Genomic DNA, 22,230 nt, shown 5'->3' on the forward strand with positions numbered 1-22,230 from the left:
TGTGTTGTCAAGCGGTTTTTAAAAAACTTTTGATTTATTTTTCCAAAACGCTTTTCGTCAGCGAAAAGCAAATTATACAACAATATAAAAATATGTCAAGAAATTTTTTAAAGTTATTAACATTAATCAATTACTAAATCATAATCAATAATAGTGTTATTAATAATGGTGGCGATGAAGAGACTTGAACTCTTGACCTTACGATTATGAGTCGTACGCTCTAACCAGCTGAGCTACATCGCCGTCATAGGGTGCAAATTATACAGATGATTTTCTATGCTGTCAACACCAATTTTAAATTTTTTATTTTTGGAAAAATAATGGCAAACCGATAAGCCGGATTCTGTCGTGGACAATCATTCATCTAGACGCACAATCGCTTGTACGTTCAAGCAACCTACCCGTATCCTAAGCGGGCAACTCATTGGATACCTATTTGGTTTTGCTACACGTGGAGTTTACCTTGCCATGACTGTCGCCAGCCACGCGGTGAGCTCTTACCTCACCGTTTCACCCTTACCCAACCACTCAACCGAATATTTTTAAACACTTGATTGAGTGGTTGGGCGGTCTATTCTCTGTTGCACTGGTCGTAGGCTCTCGCCCCCTAGCCGTTAGCTAGCACGTCGCCCTGTGTAGTCCGGACTTTCCTCCCTTTACCAAAGTAAACGGCGATTGTCTAGTCTGCCATTTATTATTGTAACATATTTTTATCAAAGTGTGTAAAACTTTTATAAATCTATTGAAAAACTATAAAAATCAATCACATACAATTATTTCTTACCTTTGGATTGGTAACCACTCTTAGAAAAACTGTCAAAATTTTTTAAATACTGTGATAAGATAGTCAGCAAAATTCACTTATCTTTTGCTAATTTTTTGCTAAATTTGTAAATGATTGGTTTTGCTATGATTCTGGTACTCAAATAAAAATTCTCACACCTACTTTTCTTTTGAGTTAACTTTTGCTAAAATCTTTAATTAACAAAACTTAATCTAAATAAAATTTTAAAAATCTTGGCTTATCAACCTTGATTTTTTTAAATTTAAATTTTTGACAAAGCCAGAAAATACATAAGTTTACAAAATCTCTGAACTGCTTGTAAGAGAGAAATTGTTTTATTGTGGATATTTTTGTGATAACACCACACCATTTTTGACCATTTACCAGTGAATGGATAATCTAACATATGCCATCGCATTCTAATACCTGTTACATATTAAGGATAAACAGATGAGAATTCTAATTTGTGAGAGCGAGCTGGCCTTACGCAAGCACATTCAAGCAATTTTTGAATTGCTTACACATGAGATTGTCGGACAAGCAGAACGCCTAGAAGAAGCTTATACACTGGTTATGGAGCATCAGCCTGAGATTGTACTTATTAATGCACATCTGACATATATTGAAGAATTTTGCCAAAAACTAAACCGAGAATTTGACCATCCTCCTGCTATGATATTCTTTGGATTAGATGATACTCATCTTATGTTAAATGCTTTTAAATGGGGCATTTGTGATTATATCCCCATTCCCATCCAAGAAAATGAGATAAAAAATGCCCTGCAAAAATGTTGTCGTATCAACGCCGCCCAACAAGCAAATTTTAACGAAAAAAATGGAAAAAGTGGTCGTACTCGTCAATACATTGCCGCACGCACTCATCGTGGTGTTGAACTCATTTCACTGTCTGATGTCTATTATTTTACCGCTGATCAAAAATACGTCAAAGTACGCCATAAAAATGGCGTGGTACTCATTGATGAGACCCTAAAAGACCTAGAAGAAGAGTTTGAAGGCATTATGTTTCGTATTCATCGCAATGCCTTGATTAATTTAGATTATCTGGATTTATTAGAAACCGTAGACAACGGTCAATACCAAGTACGCTTTCGAGATGTGTCCGAAAAACTGTCGGTATCTCGTCGTCACCTGCCCATGCTAAGAGAGAAGATTCACAGCATCTAAAAAGATAGGCAGACAGATACAAGTGATGATATCCAAGGATATTGATGATTTGGTCATTTTGATTTGATGAATATTTTGTCATTTGACAGTGATTTACAGTCATGCTAAGGATTGACTGATATGAATTTTTATTTGGCATTTTGGGGCAAATGTGGTTAAATAGACAAACAACCTATCAGATGACACAGCGATAACACAACCATGAACACCTTAACCATTGCCACACGCCAATCTCCACTTGCACTTTGGCAGGCTTATTTTGTCAAAGACGAACTTCAAAAACTCTACCCCAAACTTGATATTCACCTATTAGAACTTGTTACCAAAGGTGATAAAATCCTAGACACTCCTCTTGCCAAAATCGGTGGAAAAGGCTTATTTGTCAAAGAATTAGAAACCGCTCTACTAAGCGGTAAAGCTGATATTGCTGTGCATTCTCTAAAAGATGTACCCATGGTGCTACCCGATGGTCTTATCATTGGGGCGTATCTTGACCGCCACAGTCCTTTTGATGCTTTTGTTAGCAATCACTTTCACCATTTGGATGAATTGCCACAAGGGGCAAAAGTTGGCACATCAAGCCTACGTCGTGAATGTCAACTGCGTGCCTATCGTCCTGACTTACAAATCATCAGTTTGCGTGGTAATGTTGGCACACGTCTTGGTAAGCTAGATAATGGCGACTATGATGCAATCATCCTTGCCCAAAGTGGCTTGGAACGGTTGGAGTTGCATGAACGTATTCGCCACAGTCTCTCCATTGGCATGTGCCTGCCTGCGGTCGGTCAAGGTACGCTTGCTATTGAGTGCCGAGATGATGGGATTAAAGAATTCATCAGACCTTTAAATCACAAAATCTCTGAACTACAAGCCATCACCGAACGGGCCATGAACCACGCCTTAGATGGGGGTTGTCAAGTACCGATAGCAGGATTTGCACAGCTTGATAAAGGTGTTTTAAGCCTAGAAGGCCGAGTAGGTACCTCCAACGGTCGCACCCTGCTTAAAGTCACCAATCAAACTGATGTTACAGATAATGCCACACAAAACACCCAAAATGCTCAAAGGCTGGGGAAAACTGTCGCAATAGAACTGCTCAATCAAGGAGCAGATAGCATATTAAGAGCTTTATACCAAAGACAAGACAGATAAGGCAAAAGATAAAACTAATAAATATAAGCAACTGATGACCATGTCGCCTTTATTCATCAACACCCGCCCTAGGCACAAGGCTGATATAAGTCTGGTCATTAACACCATCAACCTGCCATTACTCGCCATTCGTCATTTTGATGAGTTAAATGGGTCAGAGATACAGGATTTGGTAGATTTTGTGCAGGGTAAATTTGGCACACTCATCGTGGTGAGCGTGGAAGCAGTTGCCTGTGCGGTACATTTTTTAAAAAAACAAAACATTCACCATGCTTGTAACATACCCCATCATGACACTCTAAATGTCATCGCCGTAGGACAAACAACGGCGGATGCTTTGGTAGATTTTGGGTTTTCTGTGCTAACTCCTTTTGATGTGGGATGCCAGATGAGTAATGAAGGCATGCTTGCCATGCCTGCCATCAATGAATTACACGTCGGTGATGATGTGCTGATATGGCGTGGGGTTGATGGGCGTAGTCTATTGTCTGATACGCTCATCAAACGTGGCGTGAATGTGCATGCCATCGCCTTTTATGAACGGTTCGTGCCATCAGAGCTGTCAGATGACTTTGCTCGTCTGCTTGGTAATATTGATAAAAGTCTTGACAATACTTTTAATGGTACTCAAAATAATCAGCCAAATCAAATTGGTAACCATTCACCCATCTTTGTTCTTATCAGCAGTCAGATGAGTTTGGATGCTTGGCGAGGTGTGTACGACCACTGGATTTATGACCACACCACGCACACACATGGGTTTTTACCACAAAATATGATATATTTAACCCTAGGTCATCGCCTAAGCACCCTAACTGCCAAATACTATCCACACAGTCATGTCTGTGCTGTGAAAAATTTGGCAGAACCAACCCTAAATCAAGCCATACAGGACGTCATGGCAATGTATTCATCATAAGACTTCTTAACATTTAAAAACTTTTATCATCATGCCAAATACCAAAAAGCCCGACACTCCAAACGCCAAAGCCATCAAGGCAAATTTGGAAGAATTAGATGCCAAATTCACTCACGCCAAAGAAACTGAAAAAGAAGAGCTAAAAAAACAAGCCGAACAAGCTCGGATGGTACTCATGCGACTACAATGGCTTGTTATCATTTTATTGGCAGGTGGACTGCTGTGGTTGCACCTTTCTTTTACGTCTGTTGTGGATAAAGTAGATGAACGCCTTACCAAAATGGATGCTGTTGATACTCGCCTAAATGACATGGATGACCGTCTTTTTGCCATCACCCCAACCGACACCCACAAAAAAACAGATAAAGACGAAATAAGTAAAGACATCCAATTTTTAAAAATTGAACTGGCCATGATAAGCAAACTCTTTGAACAAGGCAGTTATGATGATACCTTGACCGCTTTGCAAGCCATTGACTATCAGCTTGGGCAGATGATGGGCATCGCTCCGTCAGTCAAATCCGCTTTAAGTAACAGCATTAAGGCAGATATTGCCTACATAAACACCCTAAAAACCCAACCTGACGCATGGCAAGCCCACATTATCAAAATGCGAGACATACAAGCATTCTTACGCACTCAGCAGACCAGCACACCCAACACTCCTCTTAGTCGTGATGATATTTTACTCCATGATGCCAACATGATGCTATCACTTGCTATCAGCTCGGCGAGTGTACGAGACAGAGGACTGATGACCAGTTATCTACAAGAAGCTCGCTCACAATTAGAAAGCCATATCATCTTGCATGGCGGTAAGATTGACCCTGACAGTCTAAAAAGACAGTCCAAGCAAAAAGCCACAGATGCCAAAAAGGGTGAAAAGAACAACGAAAGCACCAACAACAGCACCGATATCAGAACAGGACAAATCGGACAGCAGGTCGCTTTAAATACCATAGATGATGCCCTATTTTGGGTCTATGATTTACTTGCCAATAGCCCTAAGAACAAAGAGCTTAGCAGTGTTTTGATGTTAAAAAGCCCCCAAAATTAGCACTAAACTGGTGCCAAATTATCATTTACTTAACTATTTTTAGATAAGGATGCTTATGATGAGCCCCTATACTACCACACTCACAGGAAACGAGCGTCCAAATGAGTTACACGATTACCCCATCGTCTACGTCCAGCCTGTGGCATGGGGTGACATGGATGCTTTTAACCATGTTAATAATGTCGCCTATTATCGCTATGCTGAGTCCGCTCGCATCAGCTACCTACATGCTCTTGCCATGTTCAAGGGCGAAACCTTGACCATATTGGCAGGCTCATCATGCAACTATTTACGCCCTGTACGCTATCCTGACACGCTACTCATTGGGGTCAAATGCACCAAAATCGGTAATACAAGTCTAAGCATGGCATATGAATATTATAGCACCGCCCAACAAGCCATCGTTGCTAACGCCACAGCGACCATCGTTCGCACTGATAAAGATGGCAATAAACAAGCATGGACAGAAGATGAGCGTAATATTTTAAACGATTTTAAGGGATGATAACCATGAGTGAAGTTAGCATTTTTCATCTAGATACCACAGGTCTGATTTGCCCTGAACCCATCATGTTGCTACATAAAAGCATACGTACCGCCAAAGGAGGGGATGAAATTCATCTGCTGGCATCCGATCCTGCCACAACCCGAGACATTCCTAACTTCTGCCGTCATTTAGGGCATACGCTCGCCCATCAAGAAACCCTTGATGATGGCAGTTATCGCTATGTTGTTGTAAAAAAGTTGGGATAAATCAGTTGATAATCATTTTTTATACAAATATGAGTTGATGTTGTTAAATGCCCATCCATTGTCAATAAAATGCCAAAAGCAGCAGTCACGCTCTACTTTTGCTTTAACCAACGGATAAAATTAAAACTGCTCTGCTCTTTTTGATTATCAGCAAAATGATAAAAGCGTTTGCCAATGAGATTATCAGGCAGATAATTTTGGGGATAATAATGATTAGCATAATCGTGCGGATAGACATAATCCACCCCATAACCTGCTTTTTTCATAAGTTCGCTAACGCCATTTCTAAGATGAAAGGGTACGGGTGAATTGTCGTTTTTGACAAAGGCAAGGGCTTCATTAATCGCCGTATAGGTACTGTTAGATTTGGGTGATGTGGCAAGGTAAACAGTCGCTTGGGCAAGGATAATACGTGCCTCAGGCATACCGATAGACTGCACAGAACGCAAGGCAGTATCAGCAAGTAATAAGGCATTAGGGTTGGCAAGTCCGATATCCTCACTTGCCAAAATCACCAAACGACGGGCGATGAACGCAGAGTCCTCGCCAGCACTAAGCATACGAGCAAGCCAATAAATGCTGGCATCAGCATCTGAACCACGCACCGATTTGATAAATGCCGAGATGATGTCATAGTGCATATCGCCTGCCTTATCATAGCGTGGTAGCACGGTTTGGGCGATGTTTTGTAACAAAGCATCATCTATGATTAGGGTAAAACCATCTGAGTATTGGCAAGCGATTTCCAATAAATTCAATGCCTTACGAGCATCTCCACTGGCAAGACGTGCGATATTAGCAAGATCGCCTTGCACCACATAGTTTTTTAAAATCGCATCCATTGCCAACGCTCTTTGTAATACCTTGACAAGCTCATCAATGGTCAATGACTCTAAGCGATATACTTGACAGCGAGAGAGCAAGGCGTTGTTTACGCTAAAAGACGGATTTTCGGTGGTCGCCCCAATCAGCGTGATTTTACCGCTTTCAACCGCCCCAAGCAGAGCGTCTTGTTGGGCTTTGTTAAAGCGATGAATCTCATCAATAAACAGCACAGGCGAGCCAAAATCCAAACCGCCTGTCATGCCTTTTCCGCCGTCTATCAGCTCACGCAATTCCTTGACGGTCAAATCAAGGGCGGATAGCAGATGAAATTCACGCCCAACAGCATGGGCAAGTAGCCGTGCCAAAGTCGTCTTGCCAATACCTGCCTCACCATGTAAAATCAAACTTGGCAAATGATTGTGGGCAATCATACGACTAATGGGGGCATTCTTGCCCAATAGGTGTGTCTGTCCGATGATGTCAGAGAGCTGTTGTGGGCGAACTCGTTCAGCAAGAGGGATATTTAAGGTAGCCATTTTGGGGTTTTGTACCAATAATAGTTAATGGATAAGTTGATTAAAAATATCACAAAGACAGCCAAAATATAAATAAACAAATAAAAATCAAAACTGACATATCCTATTATCAAAAATAAGATGGTGTAATTTGATGCAAATTGGATGGTATTCGTTTTTTTTAATTTTGGATTTAGGGATGATTTTGTATGGCATTTTTGACACACATAATCATCATCTGCTGTGTTGTGAAATCTTTGAGATTGGCAATGTGGACAATATGGTGCATGTGCATCAAAAGAGGTGGCTAGTTTATCATGGGCAACAGAGATATTAAAATCATTTTTGATGTCATCATAGTTATCCACGCCTTTTATTAGGGGTCTGTTTTTTATTTTATAAGCATGATAATATCTTAGATTGTTTTCAATGGCAACAATTGCCACAAAAAACAAAAACATGATAAGAACAATCACTGCCGCCCAAAATCCTGTTGTAAGATTGAATTTATCTAAATCAGCAAAAGCGAATATATCAGTATAAATCAATATGAATATGCCGGTACAAATCACATATAATTTATAATATCTTTTGATGAAATATTTGACAAATTGCCAAAAAGTCATTTGCTGCAAATCAGGCGTAAATGGATTGACCAATAGGCTTTTTTGGCAATGCGGACAAAAGATGATACCATATTTATAAATCACATCACAAAATATCTTGCCACAATCACCATGTGGACAAGTACGTGGGGTGGGTGTTAAGTGAAATGGATTTTTCATACATTTTTAATCAAAAAGTTCATGAACCATCAAAACAGTTCGCTCTGATTTTATCACATGGCATAAAAAATTGACATAAAAAATCTGCCAAAATATTGACAGATTTTTAAGAACTTTGCTTTTTGATAATTAACGAAGGTCACGCTCACGAACAGTGATGGGCGATGCCAAACGGTAATTTGCTGCGGCAGTTTTTGCACCCATGATGCTTGCCACAAAAGTCAGTAGCGTGCTAATCAACCAAAACAGACCAGAGTATAGGGCAGCTTTACGAGCAGTATCTTCTGCATTTTGTAGCGTTTGCTCAATATTCATCTTAGCATCAGCAATGGCTTGCTCAGTTTTGGCACGATATTCATGATAAGCGGTGGCAGTTTCTTCACGCACCTCTAATGCTTGCTCTTGGGTTAAACCCTCTGCTTGTAGTCTGGCAATAAGCTCATCACCTGTAACAATGGCTTGCACCTCATCGGCACGCTGCTTGGCGTATCCATCAATATTTTTCCATGTGTCAAGATTGGTAAAATCCATGCCATTAAGGTCAGCTTTGGTTTTGTTAAGCATGTCTTCAAGCACATTCACTGTTGCGCTGATTTGTGCTTCATCAAAAGTTTCGTTGTTCTTAGCAACCCAAGCTTCGATGTCTTGACGGCTGATATTGCCTGTGGCTTTTTGGTACAGCTCTTGTGCTTTGGCAGTGATATCGCCACCTGCGGCATTAGATGAGCCAGCTGCTGCGGTAGCACCAGCACCAGCTACTGTTGTTACCGTTGATGTAACGGCACTGGCAGCCCCTCCAATAGCACCTGCGGTTGTGCCAACAGCGTTGCCAGCAGTTCTTACAATGCCAGTTACACTATTAAAAGCAAATACAGAGCTGATGACAACGATGGCTGCTGCGGTTAGCATACCTGTTAAAGCAGCGTCTTTTGGCAAAATGTCGGTACCATCACCAAATAACGCCTCTGGTGCTGATGCTTTGACGGCAAAAAACCCTGCAACAAAAGCACTGATTAAAGCGGTTACTGCGGCATAAACGCCAGCAGCAATACCTGCCCCACGCAAATCTAGTGATAAAAAAGAGCTTAGCACTAAGGCCAAAGCCAGCATTATCATAGATACAACAAGACCCATCAAAAGTCCTGCAAAAATGCCACGCCATGAAGGGCGTCTGGCGGCCGTTGTATGAATGCTCATAAGTGATCCTCTACAATCTTAATATAAAAAATAGTGATAATTGATGTGATGATATAAAAATTAAATCCGAATGAACGGACATTATAAAAAAAGTTTGTGTAATATTCAATAAGACTTTGGTAACCATCAGGTAATATAAGTAACTGTCAAATCTTCCGCCCAATCAAAATGAAAATAAAATATGAATTATCAGCAAAAATAATGTAACAAAATAAAGTCATTGATATAAATTTGTTACAATACGCTCTGTGATGCCATCAAATCATTGCTTGACTGCAAGTGTTACTGTGTAAGTTTTGCCCTGTTTGATTTTATCGGCATTACCAAACACCTCATTAAATGAGCGTTTCATAAAATCCCTAAGTCCATTAATGGTAACAACATAAAACCGCCCACCCACTTCCATGCGTTCATAGGCATCTAGTAGATACAAATAGTGTTGCTCTTTACTTGCTTTGGCGGGTAAATTGCTCATCACAAGGCTAAACTTTTTGTCTTTATTGACATGATAAAAGCCATTGGACATCTGAACATGAGTGTTGGTCAGTCCATTTTTTTGGCAGTTTAATTTGGCATATTCTACCGCCACAAAGTCTTTATCAATGAGCAAATGCTGACCATTTGGGCATTCACGTCCTGCGGTCATGCCAAGCACACCATAGCCACAGCCCAAATCAATGGAATCATCATCCGCCCTAAAATCAATATAATCAAGAAGCATAAGACTGCCATCATCTAACTTCTCTGGACTAAAAATTCCCCACGTGGTATTAAAGGTGAAGGGTTTGCCAAGCACATTTTGGGTGAAACTGATGTCTTCTCGCCATAATTTGGCTTTGGTTTGTAGCTCGGACAAACTGGTTTTGGTGGTTTGAATTGTCATGACTGTATCTCATTGAAGTTGGTGTCAAAGAAACGCCTATTGACACCGCTCTAAAAACTTGCCCAAATCTACCATAGGAGAATTTGGCACCTCTTTTTGCTTTATCGCTTATTGGCTTTGTCGTTTGACGCAGCGTTTAGATAAATTTATAAACACACGGTGGCACTGTTTGCTTTTTTAACTGTTTTTAACTGTCTAGACGGTCAAAACTTTTGTTGGGCTATTTAAATATAAATCGCCACAACCTTAAAAATATCTTAAAACCGCCAATGCTACTTGCTTGTGCGTATCATCACGTCCACGCTCTGCTTTGCCTGTTAAACGTAAGGCATGTGTGGCACTGATATCGTACTGCATACCTACATTTAGGGCAGGCTGAATGTATGTTGTGCGGTTTTTGCCCTGATTATGATGATACCATACTGGCAGAGAAAGCTCGCCCATGACACGCACCTTGTCGCTGGCATGATAAATACAGCCCACATTCACGCCTGCCCCCACACGATAGCCCTTATTGATACGCCCCACTTGTCCGCCATAATCACCCAACGCATAACAGAGTGTATCGGAGAGCCTGCCTGTACCTACCTTTGCCTGTCCCATCGTCCATGATTTGCCTTTTTCTAGGCGAACATCAAAGACCATATGGTCATCGTTATCACCATCTGATGCGTCCATGACTTGTATAAAACGTGCATGCTGACCCCATGCCACACCATCATGATTTTTGGCGGTATTGGCAGGGTTGTAACTGCGTGTGCTAAATAGCGTTGCTCTCTCCACTTTTAATCTGTCATCATGGCGTAAATCAAGCGATAACAACGTCATGTCTAAATACTGGCGTACACCCATGGGTCTGTCTAGCACATCATGATAGGCTGAGCGTACAGATAGTCCATAGGTCATACCATCGTTCTTGTCTGTACCATGATAAGCATCATCATAACCCACTGACATGCCAATGCGATGGGTAGGGCTGGCATGGGCAGGATTGTCATCACTTTTGATGGTGCCACTGGTGCCGTTTTGCACCGCTTGGACGATACTGCTCTTTGATGGCAAGTATTTACTGTGAACCACCAATCCCTTTTCACTAAGCACTCGTGCCACTTCATTGGGAATAACAACTCTACCAACCGCTTCTCGCAACTCGCTGCCACGCACCACATCAATCAGGCGTAATATCTCACTGGCACAGTTATCATGGGTAAAAAAGTACGGGCGTTTTAAATCTTTAATCTCCCACACGTGTCGCATGATTTGAGCAACTTCTGCTGTGCTTAGGTTTAAGCGATACTCCCAAATATCTCGCTCATCATCTAACAGGTACACATCTCGCTTTTCACCATAATCATAAAATTCCATGACCCCTGCATAGCCCCCAAAAAGTGAGTGCATACTCGCTTTGGCGTCGCTGTTTGCCCCATCTCGGGCGACAGTGTAATTAATGGCAAAAGCGTCATCATCCGTCCTACTTGCCAGACTTTGCTTGGTATCTGCCTTTATCATCACATGGGCAAATGCCGAACCTAGCGAATTGGGATGCTCATCAGCAAAAGTCAACGATAACGCCTGTGCATCATATCGTGTTGCCCATGCCCAAAATTCATCACAACCGCCATCATCCAACTCTAAGCCCAACTGCTCTGCCACAAAGTAAGTGCGAGCAGGAAAGGCACACAGTATTTTCTCATCATGCTCATCTATCGCCTTGATGATGGCATCTAGTTCTGCTCTGGTGTCGCCTCCTGCCAAAAGAAAATGTAAGTCTTTGGCAATGGGTTTGGCGTTTTTGTCCAAGAGCAAAAGTTTTCGCCAAGCAGACGAACTTGCAATATCTGCCAAGCGTTGTGATTTGGTTTGGTTTGTGGTTTGGGTGGTATTATATTTAGAATCATCCGTTTGGAATGACGGGTGATAAACATCATCAAAGAATACACCACCATCTTGCTGATACGCCAAATTGGTATTGGCTGTTAAAGCATTATCAGATGAGATGGCATAAGTTGGCATAGCCATGAAAAAAGTCAGGCTAAAAAATAACAACGCAGGGGCAAATTGAGAAAAATTTTTCATGGTGCATATTAAAATCAAGCAAACATTGGTAAAATAGACTTCTGATAAGTATTTGATAAGTATAAATCATCATGACAAAATTAACCACTTTTTTTATCAAAGATGGCATATTACACGGAGCAGACTTTTTGCCATCCCCCAACTTCAATGCTCGTCCCAACTGTCCCATCAGTGGCATCGTCATTCATAATATCAGCCTACCGCCTGGTGAATTTGGCAAAACCGATGCAACAGGAACACATTTTGTCAAAGCCTTTTTCCAAAACAGACTAAATGCCAATGACCATGAATATTTTAAAAGCATTGCTCATTTAGAGGTTTGTGCCCATTTATTTGTAGAGCGAGACGGACATGTCAGCCAGTTTGTCAATTTTAATGATAGAGCATGGCACGCAGGAAAATCTGTTTATCTTGGGCGGTCAAATTGCAATGATTTCACCATTGGCATAGAATTGGAGGGCGATGATTTTTCACCCTTTACTAAGATACAATACACCATCCTTGCTCATATCATCCATGCCATTCATATTGCCTATCCTAGCACACGGCGACATCTTATGGGACATAGTGACATTGCTCCCATTCGCAAAACCGATCCTGGGGAATTTTTTGATTGGCAAAAAATTCGTCATATGATTGATGATTTATGCAGAAATTAAAAAAACATTTTATCCACAACTTAAAAAAAAACAGCCATAAAAAATTCATCAACTCATCTGCCAAATCCTTTATAATACGCCCAAATCTTTGTTGACAATTCATCATGGCAAAATCTCATCTGTTGCGCTCTACCCTTATTGTAAGTTCCATGACCATGCTTTCACGCATTTTGGGTTTGGTGCGTGATGTTGTTTTGATGAGTGTGTTTGGGGCAGGCGGTCTGATGGATGCTTTTTTGGTTGCTTTTAAAATCCCCAATTTTTTACGCCGCCTGTTTGCCGAAGGGGCATTCTCACAAGCCTTTGTACCTGTTTTGACCGAATATAAAGAACAAAAAACCTTTAACGAAATTCAGCTACTCATCGCTCATGTCTCAGGCGTGCTTGGGTTGATTTTATTGGTGCTAACGGTAGCAGTGCTTGCTTTTGCCCCGTTTGTCATACAACTTTTTGCCCCCGGTTTTGTGGATGACCCTGCCAAATTTAACACAGCCACCGAACTTTTATATTTAACCTTTCCGTATTTGTTTTTCATTTCAATAACAGCATTTTTTGGCAGTATCTTGCAAAGTTATGGTAAATTTGCCCCACCTGCTTTTGCTCCTGTCCTACTAAACATTAGTATGATAATTGCAGCGTGGTGCATCGCCCCCCTGCTTAACAAATCCATCATGGCGTTAGGTTATGCAGTGGCAGTGGCTGGTGTGTTACAACTAATGATACAACTGCCTGATTTATATCGCAAAAAGTTGCTGGTTGCTCCAAGCATTGACTTTAAACATGAAGGGGTCAGACGCATTTTAACACTCATGCTCCCTGCCATTTTTGGGGTGTCAGTAACGCAAATCAACCTGCTATTAAATACCATTTTTGCCTCCAAAATGGCAAATGGCTCGGTCTCGTGGCTCTACTCTGCTGAACGGTTAAGTGAGTTGCCACTGGGTCTGATTGGCGTGGCCATCGGTACGGTCATCTTACCGAGTTTATCGGCAAGCCTTGCCAAAGCAGACATGGCAGAATTTGGCAAAACCCTAGATTGGGCAATGCGTCTTGTCATTGTCATCGGTCTGCCTGCCTCTTTGGCGATGTTTGCACTGTCAGATGTGCTGATGAATGCCTTGTTTGTGCGTGGCGAATTTACCCCCACAGATGGCGACATGGCAGGACTTGCCCTGCGGTGTTTGTCGGGTGGGATTTTGGGATTTATGCTAATTAAAGTGTTTGCTCCTGCATTTTTTGCAAGTCAAGACACCAAAACCCCTGTCAAAATCGGTATCGTCTCGGTGTTTGCCAATATGCTGTTTAGTGTGGTATTTATTGGGATTTTTTATCTTGCCAGATTACCTTTGCATGGTGGTCTTGCTCTTGCCACCACAGGGGCGAGTTTTGTCAATGCAGGGCTTTTATATTATTTTTTGCAAAAGCGGAACATTTGGCGTTTTGGTAAACATTGGTGCAAAATGGGCATGCAATTTGTCACCGCCACGCTTGCCATGACGGTAAGTCTGTATGCGATGCTACCTTACTACCCCCAAGACGGCTCGGCATGGGCAAAACTTACCGTACTTATCGCCATCTGTGTGGTAGGGGCGGTGGTGTATGGCGTGGTGCTACTTGCCAGTGGATTTAGACCAAAACAGTTACGACATGGATAAGCGGATGGGTGTGCATTGTTCTAGATGACGTTTTGATGGCATGTTAATGTGTGGCATTGGCATACCATCATCACTTAATTCTATTATCACTTAACCCCCATCATTTAATTGTGGCACTAAGGTCAGTTCAAGCAAATGAATGTACCGCCCCTCTACGTCCACAACCGTGATTTGCCAGTCATTAATAGACACGCTCTGCCCCTGTAAGTTACTTACCGCCCCCAACGCCTGCATGACCAGACCGCCCATGGTATCCACATCTGTATCATCAAAACTTGTTCCTAACACCTCATTACAGTCGCCAATGAGCGTGGATGCTTGTACAAGCCACACGCCGTCTTTTTCAGGGTGAGTGATGATGTTGTTAATGGTGCTGTCCTCATCGATGTCATCATGTTCATCAACAATATCGCCAACAATCTCTTCAAGCAAATCCTCCAACGTCGCCACGCCTGACACCGAACCGAACTCATCAACCACAACCGCCATATGCACCTGAGCCCGTTGCAATGAGCGAAGTAAGGTATCTGAACGTGCTGTCTCCGAGATATACAAGGGCTTTCGTACTAGGTCTTTGAGTAAAAATGGGGGGTTTTGCCCTGCTGACTTTTGGACAAGGTAAGGAATTAGGTCTTTGACAAGTAAAATCCCCATGACCGCGTTATCATCCGCCTCATCAATGACAGGATAACGAGAATGATTGGACTCAAAAATGGTAGCAAGCACCGTCTGGATACCATCACTACTGGTAATGGCTCTCACATCAGGACGTGGGGTCATGATTTCTTTGACCGCCATGGCAGGCAAATCAAGCACCCCCTCCAACATATCTACCATGTCCGAATCCAAAAATCGCCGAGAGTCTTGAACGAGATTAAGCAGGTCATCACGAGTTTCAGGAGCGGTAGATAGCCAACGTTTTAAGCCACGTCGCCAACTGTGGTCATCAGACATAAGCGGTCTTTTCCTTTTTAAAAATGTATGTCTAATATAGTGGATTTATCAGGGTTATTCAAGGGATTTTTTAATAGTTTGGGTATGATGCACCATCTGATGTCTAAATTTTTACCCACTTTATCACACGTTCTTCTATCTTATCATCACTAAAATACATCTCAGAGACACAGCGTCCACGTACACCCACTTTATCCATTTGTCTGTCGTGTCTGTCTTGCCCTGCAATAAGATAGTGCCAATGTGGTAAGCCCTGCCCCAAATAGAGACGTTTGTAAGCACAATGACGAGGCAGCCACATCATCTGTGCCATCATCTCCACTGTTAGGCGAATGCAATCAGGAACAAAGTGTTTGCGATTGGGATAATCCGAGCAATGCCCTGTGGCAGTATCCATGAGTTTACATGCCACATCTGTATATTCGGTAAAGCGTGGATCATCATCGTCTAGATATTTGACCAGACAGCACACACCACAACCATCACACAAAGCCTCCCATTCATCATCGCTAAGTGTGGCTAAGGGCAGTTGCCAAAAGTTGGGGCGTAAATTGGACACAGACATTTTCCAAAAATATTTATTGTAACAAATTTGGCAGTTTTTGGTAGCAAATTTGCCAAAAATTTTTGTTATAATCGTCGGTGGGATTTTGGTAAGAATTGGTTTTTTAAACTTTCATTATTTTACAATAAATCATTCATACAGGATAAATTTATGATTTATGACATTATTGGCGACATTCATGGACACGCCGACAAATTAGCAGGACTGCTTGATAAATTGGGCTATATTCATGATGGCATCAGTCATATCGCCCCACACGGTCATCAAGCGATTTTTATTGGTGATTTTATTGACAGGGGCAATCAGCAGTTAGCCACACTCCAAATTGTCTTTGACATGCTTGACAACAACCAAGCACTTGCTGTTATGGGCAATCACGAATACAATGCCATATGCTATGCCACCCAAAATGACCATGGCAACTATTTACGTCCACATACTGATAATAATAATTTTCAACACAAAGCCTTTATTGATGAAACAGGATTTGACAGCGATTTACACCGATATTGGATAAATCGCTTTTATGAATTGCCACTTTGGCTAGAATTAGACGACTGCATTTGTGTTCACGCCTGCTATGATAAACACAGCATGGACATATTAAGCCCCCTTTTGGATAATAACAGACTCACCTGCCATGCCATACAGCTTACAGGCAAAAAAGACACTAAGCCTTATTATGCCATAGAGCATGTACTAAAAGGCATAGAAAGTCCCCTACCAGATGGCTTGACCATGACCGATAAAACTGGCATTGTTCGCACACAAGCTCGTGTTAAATGGTGGGTGGATGATTGGCAACATCAATCCATTGACAAAACATTATTTGCCAATGATTTGCCAAAAATTTATCTTAACGATTTGTCTGATGAGTTATTGGCATTTGGCATAACAACCGACAAGCCAATATTCATCGGACATTATTGGTTACATGACAAACCGACCATTTTATCAGACAAAGTGGTGTGTATTGACTATTCAGCAGGCAAAGATGGACACTTGACCGCTTATCAATTTGATACAAAAAACCCAACATTAGACGATGATAACTTTGTGCAATTTATAGGTTAAATTTACCCACGCTCTTAGCATTCACCCAAATCTTTGCTATAATAGCACTTTTAGATTAAGGATTATCATGTCAAACACCCAACACGCCCCAAGTCCTGCCCCCATCACATCCCCCACTGGCACCCCAAAAGTTGGTATCATCATGGGCAGTCAGTCCGATTGGGCAACCATGTCTTTATCGGCGCAGATTTTGGCAGATTTTGGCATCCCCTTTGAGTGTCAGGTCGTCTCAGCACATCGCACGCCAGATAAACTCTTTGACTATGCCAAAACCGCCAAAGATAAGGGCTTAAAAGTCATCATCGCAGGGGCAGGCGGAGCGGCTCATCTGCCTGGTATGTGTGCCAGCCAAACCCCACTGCCTGTGCTTGGCGTACCCGTCAAATCAAGCATACTGTCAGGCTGGGACAGTTTATTATCCATCGTACAAATGCCCAAAGGCGTGGCGGTCGGTACGCTTGCCATTGGAGATGCTGGTGCGTTTAATGCTGGACTGCTGGCAATACAGATACTTGCCATCGATGATGATGCCCTTGCCACAAAATTGAACCAATTTCGCCAAAAACAGACCCAAACGGTGCTAAAAAGCCCCCATCCAGGAATTGTCAATGCCTAAAAGGACAGTTTAACATGAATGAATACATTGAAAAATCTGAAACAAATATTGATAATTTACATCATTGTTTTAAAAAATCTTGGGTGGCATATTTTAAAACAACATCAATATTTATAATTATTTTTTTGTTAAGTGTGTTTTTTTGGGGCAAAAGTGTCTTGATGGCATTGCTGGTTTCAACAGTGATTATTTTAATTTTTATCTATAAAATTCTTTATCTTAAAAGTTTTAAATTATATACCAATGAAGAGGGTGTTTGGGCATTTAGCGGTGTATTGCCTTGGCAGAGAGGTGTTTCTGGCGTCAAATGGCGAGACTTAGATGACGCTGTATTTTTTCAAGGCATGATAAGCTATTTTTGTAAATCATACAACATATCCATTCGTCATAGATTTACCAAATCAAATGAGATTGTTTTAGAACACATACACAAAGGCAACCATGCCGTTTCAATCATCAATCAATTACATAAAGATTTACTCAATCACGGGCTAATTCATTAACAAAGCGGGTAACCAAACCATGACACAATTGACCCTTGGGATTTTAGGCGGTGGACAGCTTGGCATGATGCTGGCTCAATCTGCCCTAAAACTTGGCCATCGTTGCGTTTTTTTAGAAGATACTCCCCATGCACCAGCGGGTCTGTATGGGCAAGTATACAGTACACAGCAACTGGATGAATTTGTCGCCAAAGCTGACATTTTTAGCTTAGAATTTGAAAATACGCCCGTCGCCACCGCTTCCTACCTTGCCAATCAAAAACAAAGCATTTACCCACCACCCACCGCCCTAGCCGTCGCCCAAGACCGCCTTGCTGAAAAGGCGTTGTTCAATGAGCTTGACATTGCCACCGTACCATTTATGGCGGTAAACAGCTTAGATGAGCTACAAACTGCTACCAAAAAACTTGGACTGCCTTTGGTCTTAAAGACCAGCCGAGGCGGCTATGATGGTAAAGGACAATATGTCATCAAAACCAAAGATGACATTGCCACCGCTTGGCAGGAGCTTAGTGATGCACTCACAAAAGGCAACTTACCTGCTCCACTCATTGCCGAGGGGTTCATTCATTTTAGCCGTGAGGTATCGCTCATTGGTGTGCGTGGACGGACAGGTGAAATTGGTTTTTATCCGTTGGTTGAAAACGTGCATAAAAATGGCATTCTTAGCAAAACAATCGCCCCCGCCCCCAATGTGGATACGCTAAGCCAAACCGCCCAAACAAGCATGAAAAAACTGCTTGAAAAATTAGACTATGTTGGTGTTTTGACCTTAGAACTTTTTGTCAGCGATGATGGACTCATTGCCAATGAAATTGCCCCACGCGTGCATAACTCTGGACATTGGACGATTGAGGGGGCAAATACCAGCCAATTTGAAAACCATATCCGAGCCGTATTAGGCTTACCGCTTGGCGATACAGGCATCATCAAGCCGTCTGTCATGCTAAATGTTATCGGTAAATATCCTGATGCCAGCGAACTTTTGACCCATACAGGGGTGCATTTTCATCATTATCATAAGGCAGAGCGAGACGGTCGCAAGATTGGACATATCACGGTGATGAGTGATGATAATGATGGGGTTGTAACCAATATCACACAATTACTCACATCATAACGACTGGTATTTTATCCATGACTGAATTTGTTCGCTATGAAAATACTCATTGATGCAGACGCACTGCCTGTCATTGCCAAAGAACTCATCATTAAAACCGCCAATCGCACCCAAACGATGGCGGTATTTGTGGCAAATCGGATGACCAAACTGCCACCATCGCCATTTTTATCATATGTTGTGGTTGGTGCTGGCTTTGATGTGGCGGATGACTACATTATCAATCATATCCAAGCAGGGGATTTGGTCATTACAAGCGACATTCCGCTTGCCAATGATGTGCTAGAAAAAGGAGCAAAGGTTTTGACCGCACGGGGTGAGGAATTTAGCAAAGATAACATCAAACCCAGATTAAATGTCCGAGATTTTATGGAGTCACTTCGTGGTACGGGCGTGCTTGACCCCAAAAGCATGGGCGGACAAAAACCATACAGCAACAAGGACAAAATCGCCTTTGCCAACGCCTTAAATCGCCTTGTTCGTACGTTACCCTAGTGGTTTTTTAATAGATTTGCTTAATCTTATGCAACGCAAACACCACAAAATCCACAAGCATTTTTATCAAGTTTTTGGCATAATAAGTAGCGACATTCCCAATTCAATTTCTTCTTTAAATTTGTTATGTTAAACTTCAAAAACCACGTCAAAACTGCGATGAAACCATGATGAAACCATGATTGAACAATGGAATAAAGAGTTCGTCTTACAACGCCTGCTCGCTTTGACCTTGCTTGTTATCTTGATTGTACTGTGCTTTAAAGTGGTGCAATTTTTTATCGTGCCAGCATTATGGGCAGGGATTTTGGCATATGTTACCTTTCCCATTTATACCTTTTTTCACACCAAAGTCCGTCTAAGCCCCAGTTTTAGTGCGTTTTTGATGACTTTTTGCATCTCGCTTATGATTGGCGTACCGCTTATTGTGGGTGTGTTCTACCTACAACATGAAGTGCTAAGTTTTGTTGGCATGGCAATTCGTCGCCTACAAGCAGGATATTTAGATTTACCCAGCCAAATCAAGGACTTACCTGTTATCGGACAGACGATTAAAGACACGCTTTGGGAGATTAACAAAAACCCTGAAACCACGATGGAGGCGGTACGTGCTTGGGTGCAGTCGCATTTGTATTATGGCAAAATGGCCTTTGATGCGGTGCTAAAAAACCTTGCCAAACTTGGCATGGCTCTGATGACGTTGTTTTTCTTTTATAGAGATGGTAAAAGTTTGGTACACCAAATCCGTCAAGCCATGCGTAACATCATCGGCGACCGCATTGATGATTACATTGACTCAGTAGGAGCAACCACACAAGCGGTGGTGTATGGCATTGGATTGACTGCCTTGGCTCAGGCGATTTTGGCAGGGATGGGCTATGCTTTCACCAACGCTCCCAACCCCATTTTACTCACACTCATCACCTTTGTGGTGGCACTCATCCCCTTTGGTACGCCCTTTGCATGGGGCGGTGTGGCGGTGTGGTTATTATCGCAAGGGCATACAACAGAGGGCATTGGGCTTGGGCTATGGGGAATACTCGTCATCAGCTGGGTGGATAATCTGATACGTCCGATTGTCATTAGTGGCGCAACCAAAATCCCTTTTATCATCATCTTTATTGGTGTACTTGGGGGCTTGACGGCATTTGGTTTTGTGGGGTTGTTCATCGGCCCTGTGGTACTTGCCATTGGGCTTGCTGTGTGGCGTGAGTGGATAAGTCAGCACAAAAATGAGATTTTCGCCCCCAAAGACAGCATTGTCCCTGTGTCAGATGGCAAAGCTCTGCTTGCAGATACCCATGGTAAAAAAACACCCAAATCTACTCACAACTAAATTTAATAAATTTGATGCCACCGGTAGACAAACACCGTCTATGATAGGGATTTTTATGGGTTTTAAGGGCGGTTATCAGCCCCTAGGATGATGCTCCTCATGCAATGCTTGTAGGCGTGCTGTGGCAACATGGGTATAAATCTGCGTGGTAGATAAGTCGCTATGTCCAAGCAACAACTGAATGCTACGTAAGTCCGCTCCATGGTTGAGTAGGTGCGTGGCAAAAGCATGACGTAATGTGTGGGGCGAGATGTCAGTGGTGATACCTGCCAGCAGTGCGTATTTTTTAATCAAATGCCAAAAATTATGACGTGTCATATAACCACCCTGCTCAGTCAAAAACACCGCTTGACAGATAACGCCTTTTGTACCAACTTTGCCACTTTTGCCTGCAATCAACTCATGGCGACGAACAAGATAATTTTGTAGGGCGTTTTGGGCATATTCACCAAGCGGAATTAGGCGAGTTTTGTTACCTTTGCCCGTTATTTGTAGCCAGCCTGCGTTTAGATTTAACTCATCTAGTGACAGATTAACAAGCTCGGAGACACGCAAACCACAAGCATACATAACCTCCAACATGGCTTTATCACGCATTCCTAATATCGTGGTCATATCAGGTGCATCAAGCAGTTTGGTAATGTCATCCTCAGACAAGGTTTTGGGTAGAGGTTTGTCAGCTTTGGGATTTTTGATGTTCTGGCATGGGTTATCATCACGCACCCCATCACCTACTTGCCACAAGAAGAACTGGCGTAAACTTGCCAGCATTCTCGCCTGCGTGCGTGGTGATTTGCCTTGGTTGTGTAGGTACACCAAACACCCTGCTACATCTGTCTCTTGCCAATTGGGTAATGCTCGCTTACTGCTTTTTAGGCAAATACGTAAATCACGAATATAGGCATTACGGGTACGTGTGGCAAGTCCCCGGGCCAGCATGTTAATACGAAATTGGGTCAGATAATCCGGATCGGTATCGGTGGTTGTCAAAGATGGCAGACGGGGCTTGGTGGCTCGGGTTTTACTCATGGTCGGTCACACTGCTAAGATTAAAAGTATTGTAACAAACTTTGACAGATGATGAAATGATTTTTGGGCAGGTGTGATGTTTTGTTGTTTTAA

At 42.2% G+C, this 22,230-nt stretch carries 22 protein-coding genes, 1 tRNA gene and 1 other RNA gene; 14 read left to right on the forward strand and 10 right to left on the reverse strand.

The annotated features are described in order from the left end of the window. Positions 1-166 precede the first annotated feature (166 nt). Positions 167-243 (reverse strand) — tRNA-Met (locus tag A7456_RS03175). Between the two features lie 73 nt (positions 244-316). Beyond that, positions 317-691: RNase P RNA component class A (gene rnpB, locus A7456_RS03180), an RNA gene on the reverse strand. Between the two features lie 543 nt (positions 692-1,234). On the opposite strand from rnpB, the gene A7456_RS03185 reads away from it, so the two are divergent. From A7456_RS03185 to tusA, 6 genes are all read left to right on the forward strand, one after another. Beyond that, complete coding sequence (locus A7456_RS03185; RefSeq protein ID WP_066885233.1) at positions 1,235-1,969, forward strand: LytR/AlgR family response regulator transcription factor; 735 nt, start codon at positions 1,235-1,237, stop codon at positions 1,967-1,969. 201 nt (positions 1,970-2,170) lie between these two features. Next, positions 2,171-3,121, forward strand: a complete 951-nt coding sequence (gene hemC / locus A7456_RS03190; RefSeq protein ID WP_067007532.1) for a hydroxymethylbilane synthase — start codon at positions 2,171-2,173, stop codon at positions 3,119-3,121. Positions 3,122-3,155: 34 nt separating this feature from the next. Continuing rightward, complete coding sequence (locus tag A7456_RS03195; protein WP_066885241.1) at positions 3,156-4,040, forward strand: uroporphyrinogen-III synthase; 885 nt, start codon at positions 3,156-3,158, stop codon at positions 4,038-4,040. Positions 4,041-4,071: 31 nt separating this feature from the next. Further along, a complete protein-coding gene (locus tag A7456_RS03200; protein WP_066893975.1) occupies positions 4,072-5,097 on the forward strand; it encodes a hypothetical protein in 1,026 nt (341 codons plus the stop codon). 55 nt (positions 5,098-5,152) lie between these two features. After that, entirely contained in the window at positions 5,153-5,602 is a 450-nt protein-coding gene (locus A7456_RS03205) for an acyl-CoA thioesterase (RefSeq protein ID WP_082995418.1), read from the forward strand. Continuing rightward, complete coding sequence (gene tusA, locus A7456_RS03210; RefSeq protein ID WP_067007538.1) at positions 5,599-5,850, forward strand: sulfurtransferase TusA; 252 nt, start codon at positions 5,599-5,601, stop codon at positions 5,848-5,850. Before A7456_RS03205 ends, tusA begins: the two co-directional genes overlap by 4 nt. A 92-nt stretch (positions 5,851-5,942) precedes the next feature. On the opposite strand, the gene A7456_RS03215 is transcribed toward tusA, so the two are convergent. From A7456_RS03215 to A7456_RS03235, 5 genes are all read right to left on the reverse strand, one after another. Beyond that, positions 5,943-7,211 carry a replication-associated recombination protein A gene (locus A7456_RS03215; protein WP_067007541.1) on the reverse strand — a complete coding sequence of 423 codons (1,269 nt, stop codon included), beginning with the start codon at positions 7,209-7,211 and terminating at the stop codon, positions 5,943-5,945. Continuing rightward, entirely contained in the window at positions 7,199-7,975 is a 777-nt protein-coding gene (locus A7456_RS11525) for a hypothetical protein (protein WP_067007544.1), read from the reverse strand. The genes A7456_RS03215 and A7456_RS11525 overlap by 13 nt, the downstream gene beginning before the upstream one ends. Positions 7,976-8,104: 129 nt before the next feature. Continuing rightward, positions 8,105-9,172 carry a hypothetical protein gene (locus A7456_RS03225; RefSeq protein WP_062501282.1) on the reverse strand — a complete coding sequence of 356 codons (1,068 nt, stop codon included), beginning with the start codon at positions 9,170-9,172 and terminating at the stop codon, positions 8,105-8,107. A gap of 262 nt (positions 9,173-9,434) precedes the next feature. Continuing rightward, a complete protein-coding gene (locus A7456_RS03230) occupies positions 9,435-10,055 on the reverse strand; it encodes a class I SAM-dependent methyltransferase (RefSeq protein WP_066885269.1) in 621 nt (206 codons plus the stop codon). A gap of 246 nt (positions 10,056-10,301) precedes the next feature. Then, positions 10,302-12,131 (reverse strand): DUF7840 domain-containing protein, encoded by a 1,830-nt coding sequence (locus A7456_RS03235; RefSeq protein ID WP_067007546.1) that lies wholly within the window; start codon positions 12,129-12,131, stop codon positions 10,302-10,304. 71 nt (positions 12,132-12,202) lie between these two features. On the opposite strand from A7456_RS03235, the gene ampD reads away from it, so the two are divergent. Together ampD and murJ are read left to right on the forward strand one after the other, a co-directional pair. Next, the gene (gene ampD / locus A7456_RS03240; protein WP_067007549.1) at positions 12,203-12,790 is read left to right on the forward strand and encodes a 1,6-anhydro-N-acetylmuramyl-L-alanine amidase AmpD; all 588 of its coding nucleotides are present in this window, start codon (positions 12,203-12,205) and stop codon (positions 12,788-12,790) included. Between the two features lie 104 nt (positions 12,791-12,894). Beyond that, complete coding sequence (murJ, locus tag A7456_RS03245; protein ID WP_067007552.1) at positions 12,895-14,445, forward strand: murein biosynthesis integral membrane protein MurJ; 1,551 nt, start codon at positions 12,895-12,897, stop codon at positions 14,443-14,445. A gap of 90 nt (positions 14,446-14,535) precedes the next feature. Here the strand turns inward: murJ and A7456_RS03250 are convergent, their stop codons facing one another. Both A7456_RS03250 and A7456_RS03255 read right to left on the reverse strand, forming a co-directional pair. Beyond that, positions 14,536-15,399 carry a transporter associated domain-containing protein gene (locus tag A7456_RS03250; protein ID WP_066893952.1) on the reverse strand — a complete coding sequence of 288 codons (864 nt, stop codon included), beginning with the start codon at positions 15,397-15,399 and terminating at the stop codon, positions 14,536-14,538. A gap of 103 nt (positions 15,400-15,502) precedes the next feature. Then, the gene (locus tag A7456_RS03255; RefSeq protein ID WP_067007554.1) at positions 15,503-15,964 is read right to left on the reverse strand and encodes a YkgJ family cysteine cluster protein; all 462 of its coding nucleotides are present in this window, start codon (positions 15,962-15,964) and stop codon (positions 15,503-15,505) included. A gap of 150 nt (positions 15,965-16,114) precedes the next feature. On the opposite strand from A7456_RS03255, the gene A7456_RS03260 reads away from it, so the two are divergent. The 6 genes from A7456_RS03260 to A7456_RS03285 all read left to right on the forward strand — a co-directional run bounded on the left by A7456_RS03260 (position 16,115) and on the right by A7456_RS03285 (position 21,108). Continuing rightward, a complete protein-coding gene (locus A7456_RS03260; protein WP_067007694.1) occupies positions 16,115-17,038 on the forward strand; it encodes a metallophosphoesterase in 924 nt (307 codons plus the stop codon). Positions 17,039-17,105: 67 nt separating this feature from the next. Further along, a complete protein-coding gene (gene purE / locus A7456_RS03265; RefSeq protein WP_067007557.1) occupies positions 17,106-17,654 on the forward strand; it encodes a 5-(carboxyamino)imidazole ribonucleotide mutase in 549 nt (182 codons plus the stop codon). A 14-nt stretch (positions 17,655-17,668) separates the two neighbouring features. Beyond that, on the forward strand, positions 17,669-18,157 hold the full coding sequence (locus A7456_RS03270; protein WP_066885298.1) for a hypothetical protein: 489 nt from the start codon (positions 17,669-17,671) through the stop codon (positions 18,155-18,157). A gap of 19 nt (positions 18,158-18,176) precedes the next feature. After that, positions 18,177-19,277 carry a 5-(carboxyamino)imidazole ribonucleotide synthase gene (locus A7456_RS03275; RefSeq protein WP_067007560.1) on the forward strand — a complete coding sequence of 367 codons (1,101 nt, stop codon included), beginning with the start codon at positions 18,177-18,179 and terminating at the stop codon, positions 19,275-19,277. 36 nt (positions 19,278-19,313) lie between these two features. Beyond that, entirely contained in the window at positions 19,314-19,772 is a 459-nt protein-coding gene (locus tag A7456_RS03280) for a YaiI/YqxD family protein (protein ID WP_067007563.1), read from the forward strand. A 178-nt stretch (positions 19,773-19,950) separates the two neighbouring features. Further along, positions 19,951-21,108, forward strand: coding sequence for an AI-2E family transporter (locus A7456_RS03285; RefSeq protein WP_066893936.1), 1,158 nt, complete (start codon positions 19,951-19,953; stop codon positions 21,106-21,108). 75 nt (positions 21,109-21,183) lie between these two features. Here the strand turns inward: A7456_RS03285 and xerD are convergent, their stop codons facing one another. Next, complete coding sequence (gene xerD / locus A7456_RS03290; protein ID WP_066885319.1) at positions 21,184-22,137, reverse strand: site-specific tyrosine recombinase XerD; 954 nt, start codon at positions 22,135-22,137, stop codon at positions 21,184-21,186. Positions 22,138-22,230: the final 93 nt, after the last annotated feature.

Source organism: Moraxella nonliquefaciens (assembly GCF_001679005.1).
Classification (GTDB): Bacteria; Pseudomonadota; Gammaproteobacteria; order Pseudomonadales; family Moraxellaceae; genus Moraxella; species Moraxella nonliquefaciens.